At 61.1% G+C, this 13,747-nt stretch carries 10 protein-coding genes; 3 read left to right on the forward strand and 7 right to left on the reverse strand.

Annotated elements, in window-relative coordinates:
* Window positions 1-128 precede the first annotated feature (128 nt).
* On the reverse strand, window positions 129-533 hold the full coding sequence (locus tag AD663_RS13675; RefSeq protein ID WP_053213935.1) for a VOC family protein: 405 nt from the start codon (window positions 531-533) through the stop codon (window positions 129-131).
* 189 nt (window positions 534-722) lie between these two features.
* On the opposite strand from AD663_RS13675, the gene AD663_RS13680 reads away from it, so the two are divergent.
* A complete protein-coding gene (locus AD663_RS13680; protein ID WP_053213936.1) occupies window positions 723-1,580 on the forward strand; it encodes an SDR family oxidoreductase in 858 nt (285 codons plus the stop codon).
* A 695-nt stretch (window positions 1,581-2,275) separates the two neighbouring features.
* Here AD663_RS13680 and AD663_RS13685 read toward each other — a convergent pair.
* Genes AD663_RS13685 through AD663_RS13695 form a run of 3 tightly spaced genes read right to left on the reverse strand, consistent with a single transcriptional unit; the run spans window position 2,276 to window position 3,762 of the window.
* Window positions 2,276-2,725, reverse strand: coding sequence for a DUF421 domain-containing protein (locus tag AD663_RS13685; RefSeq protein WP_003181775.1), 450 nt, complete (start codon window positions 2,723-2,725; stop codon window positions 2,276-2,278).
* A gap of 8 nt (window positions 2,726-2,733) precedes the next feature.
* Complete coding sequence (locus AD663_RS13690; protein WP_003181777.1) at window positions 2,734-3,252, reverse strand: hypothetical protein; 519 nt, start codon at window positions 3,250-3,252, stop codon at window positions 2,734-2,736.
* A gap of 9 nt (window positions 3,253-3,261) precedes the next feature.
* The gene (locus tag AD663_RS13695) at window positions 3,262-3,762 is read right to left on the reverse strand and encodes a CinA family protein (protein WP_003181779.1); all 501 of its coding nucleotides are present in this window, start codon (window positions 3,760-3,762) and stop codon (window positions 3,262-3,264) included.
* Between the two features lie 166 nt (window positions 3,763-3,928).
* Here AD663_RS13695 and AD663_RS13700 point away from each other — a divergent pair, with 166 nt between their 5' ends.
* Both AD663_RS13700 and AD663_RS13705 read left to right on the forward strand, forming a co-directional pair.
* Complete coding sequence (locus AD663_RS13700) at window positions 3,929-4,540, forward strand: Yip1 family protein (protein ID WP_053213937.1); 612 nt, start codon at window positions 3,929-3,931, stop codon at window positions 4,538-4,540.
* A 144-nt stretch (window positions 4,541-4,684) separates the two neighbouring features.
* Window positions 4,685-8,830, forward strand: coding sequence for a CheR family methyltransferase (locus tag AD663_RS13705; RefSeq protein ID WP_053213938.1), 4,146 nt, complete (start codon window positions 4,685-4,687; stop codon window positions 8,828-8,830).
* A 156-nt stretch (window positions 8,831-8,986) separates the two neighbouring features.
* Here the strand turns inward: AD663_RS13705 and ligD are convergent, their stop codons facing one another.
* The 3 genes from ligD to AD663_RS13720 are packed head-to-tail and all read right to left on the reverse strand — an operon-like array spanning window position 8,987 to window position 13,747.
* Window positions 8,987-11,614 carry a DNA ligase D gene (ligD, locus tag AD663_RS13710; protein ID WP_053213939.1) on the reverse strand — a complete coding sequence of 876 codons (2,628 nt, stop codon included), beginning with the start codon at window positions 11,612-11,614 and terminating at the stop codon, window positions 8,987-8,989.
* Window positions 11,611-12,774 (reverse strand): carboxylate-amine ligase, encoded by a 1,164-nt coding sequence (locus AD663_RS13715; protein ID WP_053213940.1) that lies wholly within the window; start codon window positions 12,772-12,774, stop codon window positions 11,611-11,613. Before AD663_RS13715 ends, ligD begins: the two co-directional genes overlap by 4 nt.
* Complete coding sequence (locus AD663_RS13720; protein ID WP_053213941.1) at window positions 12,767-13,747, reverse strand: class I SAM-dependent methyltransferase; 981 nt, start codon at window positions 13,745-13,747, stop codon at window positions 12,767-12,769. The genes AD663_RS13715 and AD663_RS13720 overlap by 8 nt, the downstream gene beginning before the upstream one ends.

Genomic DNA, 13,747 nt, shown 5'->3' on the forward strand with positions numbered 1-13,747 from the left:
CCAGAGCATGCGGTGTATCTGAACGACCGAGTCGGCTGAATTAAGGGCCGCTTCGCGCCCCAGCGGGAGCAAGCTCCCTCGCCACACATAAAGTTTGTGTCATGCATCCCGGCGCAGCCACATAAAGTTCATTCATGCATCCCCGGCGCATGAACAAAACACAGCTTGTTCCCCTCCGGATCGCGGCAATAGGCACCGAAATACCCCTCGCAATATTGCGGTCGCAGGCCTGGCGCACCTTCATCGAAGCCGCCCAGGGCAATCGCCTGTTCCCAGGCCGCGCGCACGGTCTCGGGGGAGTCGGCGGCGAAGCTCACTTGCATGCCGTTGCCCCAGGTAGCGGGCAAGCCATTAAAAGGCAATTGGACGAACACTTGCGGCCAGCGCTTGCCCGGTTGCTGCCAGCCCTCCCCCGGCGGCCCCGAGTCATTTTCGCTCGCCATGCGCACCAACCCCAGGCATCCCAGCACCGCATCATAAAAAGCGACCATTTTCGGCAGGTCGCGCGCGCCGATTTGTATATGGCTGAACATTGTCCCGCTCCTTATCGAATTGAGTATTGGATTGGAAATACAGCCGCGCCGGACGTTCGCCCCTGCCGACGACTCAGCGACGAAACGCCACTATTACGCTCATCGACCGGCTGGAAAATCCAACCGAACTCTGCCCAAAAAACCACAGTCCACCCTCCATCTCAACCACATTGAGCATGGAGAACGACAATGGCCGATTACCCTTTTCCACCCTTTCCGAAACAAAGCCAGCCCGTGCCTGGGTCGCAGCAGAAGATGGATCCCTACCCGGACTGTGGCGAACAGAGCTACACCGGTTCCGGACGCCTGGCCAACAAGATAGCCCTGATCACCGGCGCCGACAGTGGCATCGGGCGCGCGGTGGCCATTGCCTTCGCCCGTGAAGGCGCGGATGTGGCGATCGCCTACCTGGATGAACATGAAGACGCCAAGGAAACCGCCCGCTGGGTCGAACAGGCCGGCCGCCAGTGCCTGCTGTTGCCCGGTGATCTGGCCGACAAGGCCCAATGCAGCAAAATCGTCGAGCAAACCGTCTCGCGCTTCGGGCGCATCGACGTGCTGGTCAATAATGCTGCCTTCCAGATGACCCATGAGCGCCTGGAGGACATTCCGGACGAAGAATGGGTGCGCACCTTCGATATCAACATCACGGCGATGTTCAGGATCTGCCAGGCCGCTGTGCCGCACATGAAGCCGGGCGGCTCGATCATCAACACCAGTTCGGTCAATTCCGACATGCCCAAGCCCACGCTGCTGGCCTATGCCACCACCAAGGGCGCCATCGCCAACTTCACCGGCGGCCTGGCGCAGATGCTCGGGCCCAAGGGCATCCGGGCCAACAGCGTGGCGCCGGGACCGATCTGGACGCCGCTGATCGTGGCGACCATGCCCGAGGAAGAAGTACAGAATTTCGGCTCCCAGACGCCCCTCGGCCGTCCCGGTCAACCGGTGGAAGTGGCACCGATCTATGTGCTGCTGGCTTCGGATGAATCCAGCTACATTTCCGGGTCGCGGTATGGGGTTACGGGCGGTAAGCCGATGCTTTAACGATCTCCATGTGGGAGCGAGCCTGCTCGCGAAAGCGGTGGGTCAGCTTGCATCGCTATTGGATGTTCCGACGCCTTCGCGAGCAAGCCCGCTCCCACAGTGGGGGCGTGTTCGTTCACAAAATCCATGTCCAACACACAAATCCTGTGGGAGCGGGCTTGCTCGCGAAAGCGGTGGGTCAGCTTGCATCGCTATTGACTGTTCCGGCGCCTTCGCGAGCAAGCCCGCTCCCACAGTGGGGGCGTGTTCGTTCACAAGATCCATGTCCAACACACAAACCCTGTGGGAGCGGGCTTGCTCGCGAAAGCGGTGGGTCAGCTTGCATCACTATTGGATGTTCCGACGCCTTCGCGAGCAAGCCCGCTCCCACAGTGGGGGCGTGTTCGTTCACAAGATCCATGTCCAACACACAAACCCTGTGGGAGCGGGCTTGCTCGCGAAAGCGGTGGGTCAGCTTGCATCACTATTGGATGTTCCGACGCCTTCACGGGCAAGTCCGCTCCCACAGTGGAGGTGTGTTCGTTCACAAGATCCATGTCCAACACACAAACCCTGTGGGAGCGGGCTTGCTCGCGAAAGCGGTGGGTCAGCTTGCATCGCTATTGGATGTTCCGACGCCTTCGCGAGCAAGCCCGCTCCCACAGTGGAGGTGTGTCGTTCACAAGATCCATGTTCTACACACAACCCTGCGGTGCTCAGGGTTTGTCGTTGGCGATCACCGAAATCTTTCCGTTACGCTCGATAATCGCAAACTTGATCTGGTCCAGTGTCTCGATGCCCTGGCTGGAGCGTGCCGCTTCCATGATGTCGGCTTCCACCAGCCGGGCGTGGCGCATGCGGGCCTCAAGGATCCGGCCGTTTTCGACAATGATGGTGGGCTCTCCGTCGATCAGCTGCAAAACCCAGGTCGACCGTTGCTTGAGCAATGAAAAACCGATGTCGATGGCAATCAGGGTGACGATCACCATCAGCGAGTTGGTCATGGAAAAATCGTCCCCCAGCAGCGCTTGCTGGGTGGCCTCGCCGATGATCATCAGCAGTACGAAGTCGAAGGTGGTGAGCTCCGCCAACGAGCGGCGCCCGGCGATCTTGAACAACACCATCAACGCCATGTACATCGCGGCGGCCCGCAACACCGAGTCCATACGTCACCCTATGGGAAAATGAATTGATCGAAACTCACCGCAGCCCCACCAGGCGCGGTGATGCGGCTGCTGTAGAGCCCCAGCCCCTCGGCCAGCAGCGACAAATGCAGGCTGGCGTGCCCTTGGGCATCGGCCTGGATCCAAACCCGCATGCCCTGCCCGGCGCTCGCCGAACGCAAGGGCTGAGGCTGCAGCGTCTGCACATCAAAGCCGTCCAGCCACTCACCGCCCAGTTCAATCTCCAGCACGGCGTTGGGCTGGCCCCTGAGGTGGACGATCATCGGGTTGGTGGAGCCGTTTCGATGGAACATCTCGTATTCGACGTCGAGACGGCCATCGCTGCTGTGCGCCTCACGGGAACTCAATGGGCCGCGGGAAAACAATCCAAGCAAAGTCAGGATCACCAACAGGACCAAGATGTACCAGCCCACCCGCTCGAAACGCCAGGCCTTGAGCTGGAACGCCATGTCTTCGCGCACCGGAAATTCTCGGTTGCGAAACTCCTCGGGGTCGCTGTACTGGGTCATCTGGGCCCCCTACCTGTATTCACCGGCCAAGGCACGTTGATGAAAATGCGGCAGTTGAGCCAGGGCATGTTCGGCAGCCCACAATTGCACTTGGCTGCGACTGCCGAAGAAGCGTTCCTGGCGACTGAACAGCGCCCGACGGCCATTCACATCGAAGGCCCAGGCAAAGCACACCGTGCCGGCGGGTATGCCGTCCATGTCGTCCGGCCCGAGGATGCCAGTGGTGGCCACCGCGACGTTGGCATTGGCGTCATGCAGGGCGCCGATGGCCATTTCTTCGGCCACTTCACGGCTGGTGAGGTTAAAGGTTTCGATGGTCCGTGGATTGACCCCAAGCAAGCGCTGTTTTGCCTCCGGGGAATAGACCACATAACCACTTTCGATCATTGAACCGCTGCCCGGCACTTCGGCCACCAAGGTCACGATTTGCCCGGCGGTACAGGATTCGGCGGTGGTCAGGCGCAAGTCGTGTTCACGCAGGTAATCCACCAGGGAATAAGCGATGGTCATGGTCACAGGTTCCTTTCATGGTGCTGTTGGGTTGACCCCCGCCGTCCCGATTCATTCCCTTTATCGCACCGCTGCCCGTGTAGCCAAATAAATGAAACCCCTGCCAGTTCCCGTACCTCAAAAACATAGGGCCTCATGCAGAGGCCGTCTGGATCAGGAGGTCGTCATGTCCGCACCTATCGTCAAATTGTTTACGCACCCCGAATTCGCCTGGAAGGACATCCGTGAGCAAGAGCAGGAACATCCGCGGCATTACCTTGCGCACCTGCTGCTGTTGGCACTGATTCCGGCGGTGTGCCTGTTCATCGGCATCACCTGGACCGGTTGGAGCCTGGCGGAAAACGAAACCGTGCGGCTGAGCAGCGCCAGCGCACTGCAATTGTGCGTGCTGTTGTACCTGACCATCGTCGTCGGCGTGGCGCTCATGGGCTTGTTCATCCGCTGGATGTCGCGCGCTTTCGAGACCCGTCCAACCCTCAATCAGTGCATCGGCTTTGCCGCCTACACCGCCACGCCGTATTTCCTCGCCGGTATTTTCGGCCTCTATCCCAGCCGTTGGCTGGCGGTGGCGGTGCTTGCAATCGCCTCTGCCTACTCGACATTCCTGCTGTTCGTCGGGCTGCCGAAGTTCATGGGGCTGAAGAAGGAACAAGGTCTGCTGTATTCGGCTAGCGTATGGGGTGTCGGCTTGCTGATGCTGGTGACCATCCTGGTGGAAATGATCCTGCTATGGTTCAACGTCTTGCAGCCGGAATATTTACGCGCGCCGATAGGTTGACGCCCCATGAGGTCGCGCAGCGCCAGTCGAACATTGGACGCACGCGATTTCGCATTTCGGACACAACCCGATTATCCTCGGTGTCTTTGCATTCTTGAATCGAGCGGCTCGCCGGACTGCCTGCCGACCTTAAGGCCAATAATTATGTCGTCTTCCAGCAAACGCTCTCCCAACGTGCCGCAGCGTAGAGAGCTGAGCCCCAGCACACTGGACTTTCCGGTGGTAGGTATTGGCGCCTCGGCGGGCGGTTTGCAGGCCATCAAAACCTTCTTCGAACACATGCCGAAGGACAACGGCATGGCGTTTGTGATCATTTTGCACTTGGCACCCAACCATCAGAGCATTGCCGGCCAGATCATCCAGGAATCGACCAAGATGCCGGTGCTGCAAGTCACCGAGTCGGTCCCGATCCAGAAAAACCACGTCTACGTCATTGCCCCCTCCCAACAATTGCAAATGAATGATGGCTATTTGAGGGTCGCTCCGGCGGAGCCACGCGTAGGGGGGCACGTCGCCATCGATCTGTTTTTTCGCGATCTGGCTGACGTGCACAAGGAACGGGCCTTTTGCCTGGTCTTGTCCGGCACCGGTACCGACGGCGCGGTGGGGCTTTCGCGGATCAAGGAACAGGGCGGCGTGACCATCGCCCAATCGCCGACCGATGCCGAATTCGATGGCATGCCACAAGCGGCCATCGACACCCAGATGGTGGATCTGGTACTGCCGGTGGCGGAAATGCCACAGAAACTCATGGAGCTGTGGCGCAACAGCCAGGCCATCCGCCTGCCAACCGCCAACGACCCGGAAATCCATACCCATCCACCGGCTGACGAACGTGAAGCCGTCGCGGCCGAGCAGGTCTTGCAGGACATCTTGGTGCAACTACGGGCCGGCACCGGGCATGACTTCAAGCACTACAAACGCGCCACCGTGCTGCGACGCATCGAGCGGCGGATGCAGGTCACCGCCCAGCCGGACTTGCCCAGCTATTACACCTACCTGCAAAACCATCCGGACGAAACCAAGGCCCTGCTGGGCGATCTGCTCATCGGCGTGACCAACTTCTTTCGTGACCGCGAGGCGTTCGAGGCTCTTGAACGCGATGTACTGCCCAACCTGCTCAAGCCTGTCGAACCGGGCGCCACGCCATCGGATGAGATACGCGTCTGGTCGGCCGGCTGCTCGACGGGCGAAGAGGCCTATACCCTGGCGATGCTGCTCAGCGATCAACTGCAACACGAGGGCAGTAGCGCCAAGCTGCAGGTGTTCGCCACCGATATCGATGAGCGCGCCATCGCGGCGGGCCGCGCCGGGACCTATCCCGAGGCCATTGTCACCGACGTACCGCCGACCCGGCTGCGCCAGTACTTCCACAAGGATGGTTCGGTCTATCGGGTGCGCAAGGAAATCCGCGAGCGCGTGTTGTTCGCCAAGCACAGCCTGTTGTCCGATCCGCCCTTCTCGCAGATCGACCTAATTGTCTGCCGCAACCTGCTGATCTACCTGGATCGTGAAGTACAACGGGAAATCCTGCAGATGTTCCACTTCGCCCTGCGCCCCGGTGGCTACTTGTTCCTGGGCTCTTCCGAATCGGCCGATGCCTGCCAGGACCTGTTCACCCCTGTAGACAAACGCAACCGGATCTTTCGCGCCAAGTACGGCACCAGCAGCAGCCGCCGTACCCCGACGATGCCCCGTGGCGGCTACATTCGCAGCACCCTGGCCCCCACGCCGCAAATTCTGGTTCCGCGCAAAGTGTCGTTTGCCGATATCCATCTGCGCGCGATCGAGCATGCCGCGCCGCCGAGCATGATCGTCGATGCCAATGCCGAAATCCTGCATATGTCCGAAAGTGCCGGGCAGTTTCTGCGGCACGTCGGCGGAGAGATGACGCGCAACCTGCTGGCGCTGGTCAACCCACAGTTGCGCCTGGAGATCCGCACCACGTTGTTCCAGGTGCATCAGAGTGGCCAGGCGGTCAAATCCCGCCAAGTGAGCATGGAGCGTGACGGCCGTCGTTACCACGTGGACTTGCTGGCTCAGCCCTACCGCGACGAGGAGTCCGATGGGGACTTCGTCCTGGTGATCTTCGAGGAGTCGGAGATCGACCCCGCCGAACTGCTGGAAACCAGTGCCAGCCAGACTGAAAACCAGGTGCTGTCCAACCTCGAGCGCGAGCTGCAACGTACCAAATTACAGTTGCAGGACACCATCGAGCAGGCTGAAGTCTCCAGCGAGGAGCTCAAGGCCTCCAACGAAGAAATGCAGGCCATCAACGAGGAACTGCGCTCGGCCACCGAGGAGCTGGAGACCAGCAAGGAAGAGCTGCAATCGATCAACGAAGAGCTGCTGACGGTCAATTACGAACTCAAGACCAAGGTGGAAGAGACCGACAAGATCAATGATTACCTGACCAACCTGATCGCCTCCACCGACATCGCCACGGTATTCGTCGACCGCAGCATGCGCATCAAGTGGTTCACCCCCCGCGCCACCGAGATTTTCAGCATGTTGCCGGTGGACACCGGGCGTTCGTTGCTGGACATCACCCATCGGCTGGATTACCCGGAGCTGGGCGCGGACGCCAGACAGGTGTTCGAATCGCTGAACATGATCGAGCGGGAAGTCAGCAGCAAAGGCGGCCGCTGGTACATCGCCAGGCTGCTGCCCTACCGCTCCAGCGAGGACCATATCGACGGGACCGTACTGACCTTTATCGACATCACCACGCGCTGGGCCGCCGAAGAAGAGCTGCGCCTGGGAGAGGAACGCATGCGCCTGGTGGCTGAAAGCACCCGGGACTACGCCATTATCCTGCTGGACGAACAGGGTGTGATCAGCAGCTGGAACACCGGCGCCGAGCTTATCTTCGGCTACACCAAGGGCGAAGCCGAGGGCGCCTACTACGATTTCATTTTCTCGACCGAAGACCGTAGCAACGGTGTCCCGGAAACCGAACTGAGCACCGCACGTACCCATGGTCGCTGCGAGGATGAGCGTTGGCACCAGCGCAAGGACGGCAGCAAGTTCTTTTGCAGTGGCGAGGTAACGCTACTCAGCAGTGATCATCTGCAGGGCTACGTGAAGATCGCCCGCGACCTTACCGGTCACAAGCGCATACATGAAGAACAGACCCAGCGGTTGATGGAAACCCAGAACACCAGTCATTTGAAGGACGAGTTTTTCGCGGTCATGTCCCACGAACTCAAGCATCCGCTGAACCTGATCCAGCTCAACGCCGAGTTGCTGCGCCGCCTGCCGGTGACCAAGACCGTCAGTGCAGCGGCGAAGGCCATCAACACCATCTGCGATGCCGTCGCCAGCCAGGCGCGCATCATTGATGACCTGCTGGACGTGGCGCGGGTGCGTACCGGCAAGCTGCGCCTCAAGCGCCAGGCGGTGGACCTGGGCCGGGTGCTGCAGGACATCTATACCGTGGTCATCAACGACAACCACCCCAACAAAGTGTCTTTGGAACTGCCCGAAGGTCCTGGCGGCGAGCTGGTGGTCTATGCCGACCCGACGCGGTTGGAGCAGATCATCTGGAATCTGGTGAACAACGCCGTCAAGTTCACGCCAAGCGGGGGCCGCGTACAACTGGTTGCATGCCGTGAAGGCAACGTCGCGCGACTGGACGTGACCGACTCGGGCGTAGGCATCGCCGCCGAACATCTGAATGAGGTGTTCGACTTGTTCGGCCAGGCCGAAACCCAGCACGCCACCCATCAACGCGAGGGGCTCGGCATTGGTTTGTCGTTGGTCCGACAATTGACCGAGGCCCACGGCGGCAGTATCGAAGTCAAATCCGAAGGGTTGGGCAAGGGCTGCACGTTTATCCTGCGCCTGCCCTTGAGCAAGACCGACGAGGCCGAGGCCAAGCCGTCGAACGCCGATGAGCAGGTCGGACGCTTGCGGGGGCTGACCATCCTGCTGGTGGACGACTCCCCCGACGTGCTGGAGACCCTCAAGCTCCTGCTGGAGATGGAAGATGCCGAGGTCGTTGGCTTCGACCAGCCACTGCAAGCGCTGGAAGCAGCCAAGAATGCACGTTTCGACGTGGTCATTTCCGACTTGGGCATGCCCGTGATGAATGGGCACGAATTGATGCAGGCGCTGCGCGAACTGCCTCACCTCAAAAACGTGCCCGCCATCGCCCTGACCGGCTACGGTGCCTCCGTCGACAAGCAGAAGTCCCGCCAATCGGGGTTCGACCAGCACATCGGCAAGCCGGTGTCCTATGACGAAATGATCGAGACGATCGAGCAGTTGCGGCGCTCTCATGTGAGCTAAGCGCCGCTTTCTGAAATCGGCTTGGGTTTGTGTGGCGAGGGAGCTTGCTCCCGCTGGAGCGCGCAGCGGTCCCAAACAGCTCGGACACGGTCTGAGTGCCTGGCTTAAGGACTGCTGCGCAGCCCAGCGGGAGCAAGCTCCCTCGCCACGAACGGCTTACCGCTCTTTCTTCATCCCGATCCGCCGGCGCATGTCGGCGGTGATGCTCTGGCGGGTTTTCTTCAAACCAGCCCACGGCTCGTGACCGACTTCCGCCAGGCGTTCATGGACGTTGTGCACGTTCCACAGGTTCGCGCCCTTGAGCTCGGCCACTTCTTCGCGAAAGATCGGCACCGACACCGGCAATCCTTCCCGGGTGCGTGCGGCATAGGCGCAAATGGTGGTGGCACCCAGGCCGTTGCGCAGGTAATCGATGAAGATCCGCCCTACCCGGTTCTTCGGCCCGGAGACGGCGGAGAAACGGTCCGGCAGCAGCTTGGCCATGTGGCTGACGATGGCATGGCTGAAACCCTTGACCTCGTCCCAGCCCAATTTGCGCGTCAGTGGTACCACGATATGGATACCTTTGCCGCCGCTGGTCTTGAGAAATGCCTTGAGGCCCAGTTCATCGAGCACCGACAAGGTCAGTTGCGTCGCTTCGACCATGCTTTTCCAGGGCAGCGCCGGATCCGGGTCGAGGTCCAGAACGAAGCGATCGGGTTTGTCCAGGTCCACTGAGGTCGCGTTCCAAGTGTGCAGCTCCACAGTGCTCATTTGCACCGCGCCGATCAGCGCCTCGGCGTTATTGATCATCATCACCGGGTGCCCCGTCACGGACTTGTCCAGGCTGGTGATGCCGGGAATGGCCAGGCGCTCGGCATTCTTCTGAAAAAACAGCTCGCCAGCGATTCCGTCCGGCGCCCTGACCAGCGCGACCGGGCGCTCGGCCAATTCGGGCAGGATGAACTCGGCGACGCTGGCGTAATACTCAGCCAGTTGCAACTTGGTAGTACCGCTGCTCGCGTCGATGATCCGCTCCGGGTGAGTGATACGGACCTTGCCGTCCATGGCCGGCGCCTGGGCGGCTTTGGCTTTGGCTTTCGCCTTGGATTTGGTCGACGGCGCCTCGGGCTCGTCCTTGGCTGCGATTTTCTTGGTTGCAGCGGGCTTCTTCACCGGTTTGGCAAGTTCCTGGGTGATCTCCTTGGCCGGCTTATCGTTGCGCAAGCCATGAAACACCGCATGGCGGACCGAGCCTTCCTTGGTCATCTCGGCATAAGCCACTTCAGCCAGCAAGGTCGGTTCCAGCCAATGCACGCCCTTGGCGTCGTAGCCGGTGGGCGGGTTGACCACTGCGGGCTTTTTCGTTTCCAGGGGCAGCAACTGTTGGTAGATGCTTTTCAGGGTGGTTTCGTTGAACCCGGTGCCGACCTTGCCGGCGTACCGCAATTCACCACTGTCGGCATCATGCAGCCCCAACAGCAGCGCGCCGAAGGCACTGCGGGCGCCCTTGGGTTCGCTGAAACCGACGACCACGAACTCCTGGCGGTTCTTGCATTTGAGCTTGATCCAATCGCTGCTGCGTCGGGACACATAGGCGCTGCCCATGCGCTTGCCGATCAGGCCTTCCATGCGCATCTGGCATGCGCTGTTGAGCAGGGCCTCGGGGGTTTCTTCGAATGCGTCGGAAAAACGCAGCAAGGGGTTGTCGTTATCCTTCAATACCGCTTCCAGCGCCGCCCGCCGTTCTTCCACCGGGACCTTGCGCAAGTCCGCGCCGTTGAGATACGGCAAATCGAACAGGTAATAGGCAATCTTGCCGCTGCTGCCGGCGTCGAAGGCGTTCTGCAGTGCCTGGAAGTCCGGCACGCCTTGGTCATCGGCGACGACCATTTCCCCGTCGAGCCAAGCCGACTCCAACCCCAACGCGGCCAGGGCTTCGGCCTGCTTTGGCAGTTTATGGGTCCAGTCATGGCCGTTGCGGGTGATCAGCCTGGCCTCGCCATTTTCGATCCGGGCCATGACCCGGTAGCCGTCGAACTTGATTTCGTAGAGCCACTCGCCATCGGGCGCGCTTTCCACCAAGGTCGCCAGCTCCGGCTTGAGGGTTTCCGGGATCGGTCCGGCCACTGCGCCGCTGAGGCTGGTTTTCGAGGTCTTCTTGGTCGACTTCGGTTTAGCGGCTTGTTCCGGTGCCTTCACAGCTTTGGCAGCGGCGGCCTTGCCGCGACGCTTGGGCACGATGGTACGGTCGCTGAGCACACTGTCCGGCTCGGCCTGCACCACGTCGTAATCGCTTTCGGGACGGGCCGCTTCGTCTTGATGCTTGATCAAAAACCATTGTTCTTGCTTGCCGGGCATATGAGTGCGCACCAGGTTCCACAGGCCACTGAGCTTTTCACCTTGCAGCTCGAACTTGAGCCGGCCCTTTTCATAGGCCTCAGAGGGATCGCCCTGGGGAATCCATACGCCACGGTCCCAGACAATGACATCGCCGGCACCGTAATGCCCCTCGGGGATGCTGCCTTCGAATGTCGCGTAATCGAGTGGGTGATCCTCGACATGCACCGCCAGGCGCTTGACCTTGGGGTCCAGGGACGGCCCCTTCGGCACTGCCCAGCTCTTGAGGGCGCCGTTCAGTTCGAGGCGGAAATCGTAATGCAGCCGCGTCGCGTCGTGTTTCTGGATGCAGAACTGCAAGGCGTGGGCGGTTTTTGCCGATTTGCGCGGGCGCTTCGCCGCCGGCTCCGGAGTGGCGGCGAAATCGCGCATGCGGTTGTAGTCGTCGAGGTTCTTGCTGCTCATGGGCCACCTGCTACCTGTTGCAAGGTCGGGTCGGCCACGGGCATCCCGGCTGTTTCCGCCAGCAATTGATCGACGACCCGACCCAACGCCTCCTCGATGGAGTCACCCAGCAGCAACCCTTGCTCGTAAAGGACAACCTGGCGATCGGCGCTGGTGCCTTCCTGCACGATGCGACGTGCTTGGGTGAACACATCCTCGACACCCAGCTGCGCGGCTGTCTCGCCAAAGGTCTGTTCCGCCAACGTCAGCCATTCGCCCATGAGCATCGGCTGCTCCTGCCCTTCGGCGATGAACTCCGCCAGGCTTCCGTGGCGCTTGGCCCGCCAGCGGTTTTCCTTGAGGATCCAGTGGGACATCAAGCTGTAGTTATCGCCAGGCCCGGGCTGGGCGACGGCATGAGCCACCATCAGGCGAAACAGTGAAACGATGCACAACACATCCTCGATCCTCGGACAGGCATCGCAGATTCGCAGCTCAAGGGTTGGATAGCGCGACGAAGGCCGTATGACCCACCAGCAGTCGCTGGGCTGGTGAATAGAGCCGGTCCGCATGAGCATGCCCACATAGCTGGCGAACGCCGCCTCGTCCTTGAAGAATTCCGGCACCCCCATGCGCGGCCATTCATCGCAAGCCACCTGGCGGTAACTGCTGAACCCGCTGTAGGCGCCGTTCCAGAACGGTGAAGAAGCGCTCAGGGCCAGCAACATCGGCAGCCACGGCAAGACCTCGTTCATCACCCGGACCCGATCCCTGTCCACCGGCACTTCGACGTGTACATGCAGGCCCGACAACACGCTCCGTCGCGCCACGCGCTGGTAATCATCGAACAGTTGCTGAAAATGCAATTCATCGGTGGGCTGCAAGACTTGGGTGGTCATTGGATGCGACCCCGCGCTGAGCAGGCCCAAGCCATGGGGGGCCAGGCACTGGTTCAGGCCGGTACGCACCTGGTTCAAGTACTCGGCGGCTTCCGGCAGGCTCTGAAAGATCGGCGACGCCATCTCGACCTGGCTCTGGAACATTTCATGGGCGAAGTGTTCGCCCAACTCGACCCGACAAGCCTGTACCGCCGCCAAGGACGGCTGTTCGGGCATGCAGCGGGTTTGCAGGTCTGTGACGAAGTATTCCTCTTCAATGCCGAACTTCAGATGCCTATTCATCGACAATCCCTCCGATGCCCGCACCGATGCGGGTTACCACCAACGCCACCACGGCGATCCTTTCCACGTCCTGATAACCCGGGGTCAGCAGCTCTTCGCCGAAAACGTCCGGGTCCAATTCTCGATAAGTCCAGGCAAACTCCGCCGAGTCACGCCAGCGCCCCAGCGCTTCAAGGAACGGATCACGGCCGTCGACCATCGCCACGCCGGTGTAGAGCACCAGCGAACCGCCGGCCGTGAGCCGGGGCAAGGCCTGCTCGACGATGCGCAGCGACAGCCCGGCGCCCAGCACACCACCGCCATTGCGGTAGGCGCGCTCGGCCGGGTCGGCCATATACGGTGGGTTGGCGACGATCAGGTCGAATTCGCCTTCCACATCCTGGAGCACGTCGCTGTGGGCGACCTCGATATTGCCGACTTCGGCCAGGGCGGCATTCACCGCGCACAGGCGCAGTGCCTGCGGATTGATGTCCAGGGCCAGCACTTGCGCCTCGCGCCGGGCCCGGGCGATCACAATCGCCCCGACACCGGCGCCGCAGCCAATGTCCACCGCACGGTGCACGGCGCCGAAGTTCTGTTGCAGGTGAGTATGGATCAGTTGAGCGAAGCGGTAGCTGTCCGGGCCGAAGAACACCGCATCGGTGGCCTGGGTGGGAAATGGCGAGTGGGCGAACAGCAAGCCATCCAGGCTCGACCAGCGCACCTGGCTGTACAACAGGCCATCGCGAGCCTCCAACACATGGGCGTCTTGCAGTTGGCGCTGTTCATCGGCGCTGATCAACCCCGGCGCAAAGGGTCGGGACCAGCCGAATACGTCGCGCAAGGTCTTGGAACGTTCGTTGCCGGGCCGCTGGTTGACCCGTTCGTGGGTCAGCGGCGTCGGGGTGATGAAGCGATAGCCGTCGGCGTGCAGGCGTCGGCCCAGCTGCAACAGCGCCAGGTCGGGTTCGGACAGGCGTTCCTCCTGATTCAT

Origin of the sequence: Pseudomonas sp. Q12-87 (assembly GCF_001269755.1) — a bacterium.
Lineage (GTDB): Bacteria > Pseudomonadota > Gammaproteobacteria > Pseudomonadales > Pseudomonadaceae > Aquipseudomonas > Aquipseudomonas fluorescens_S.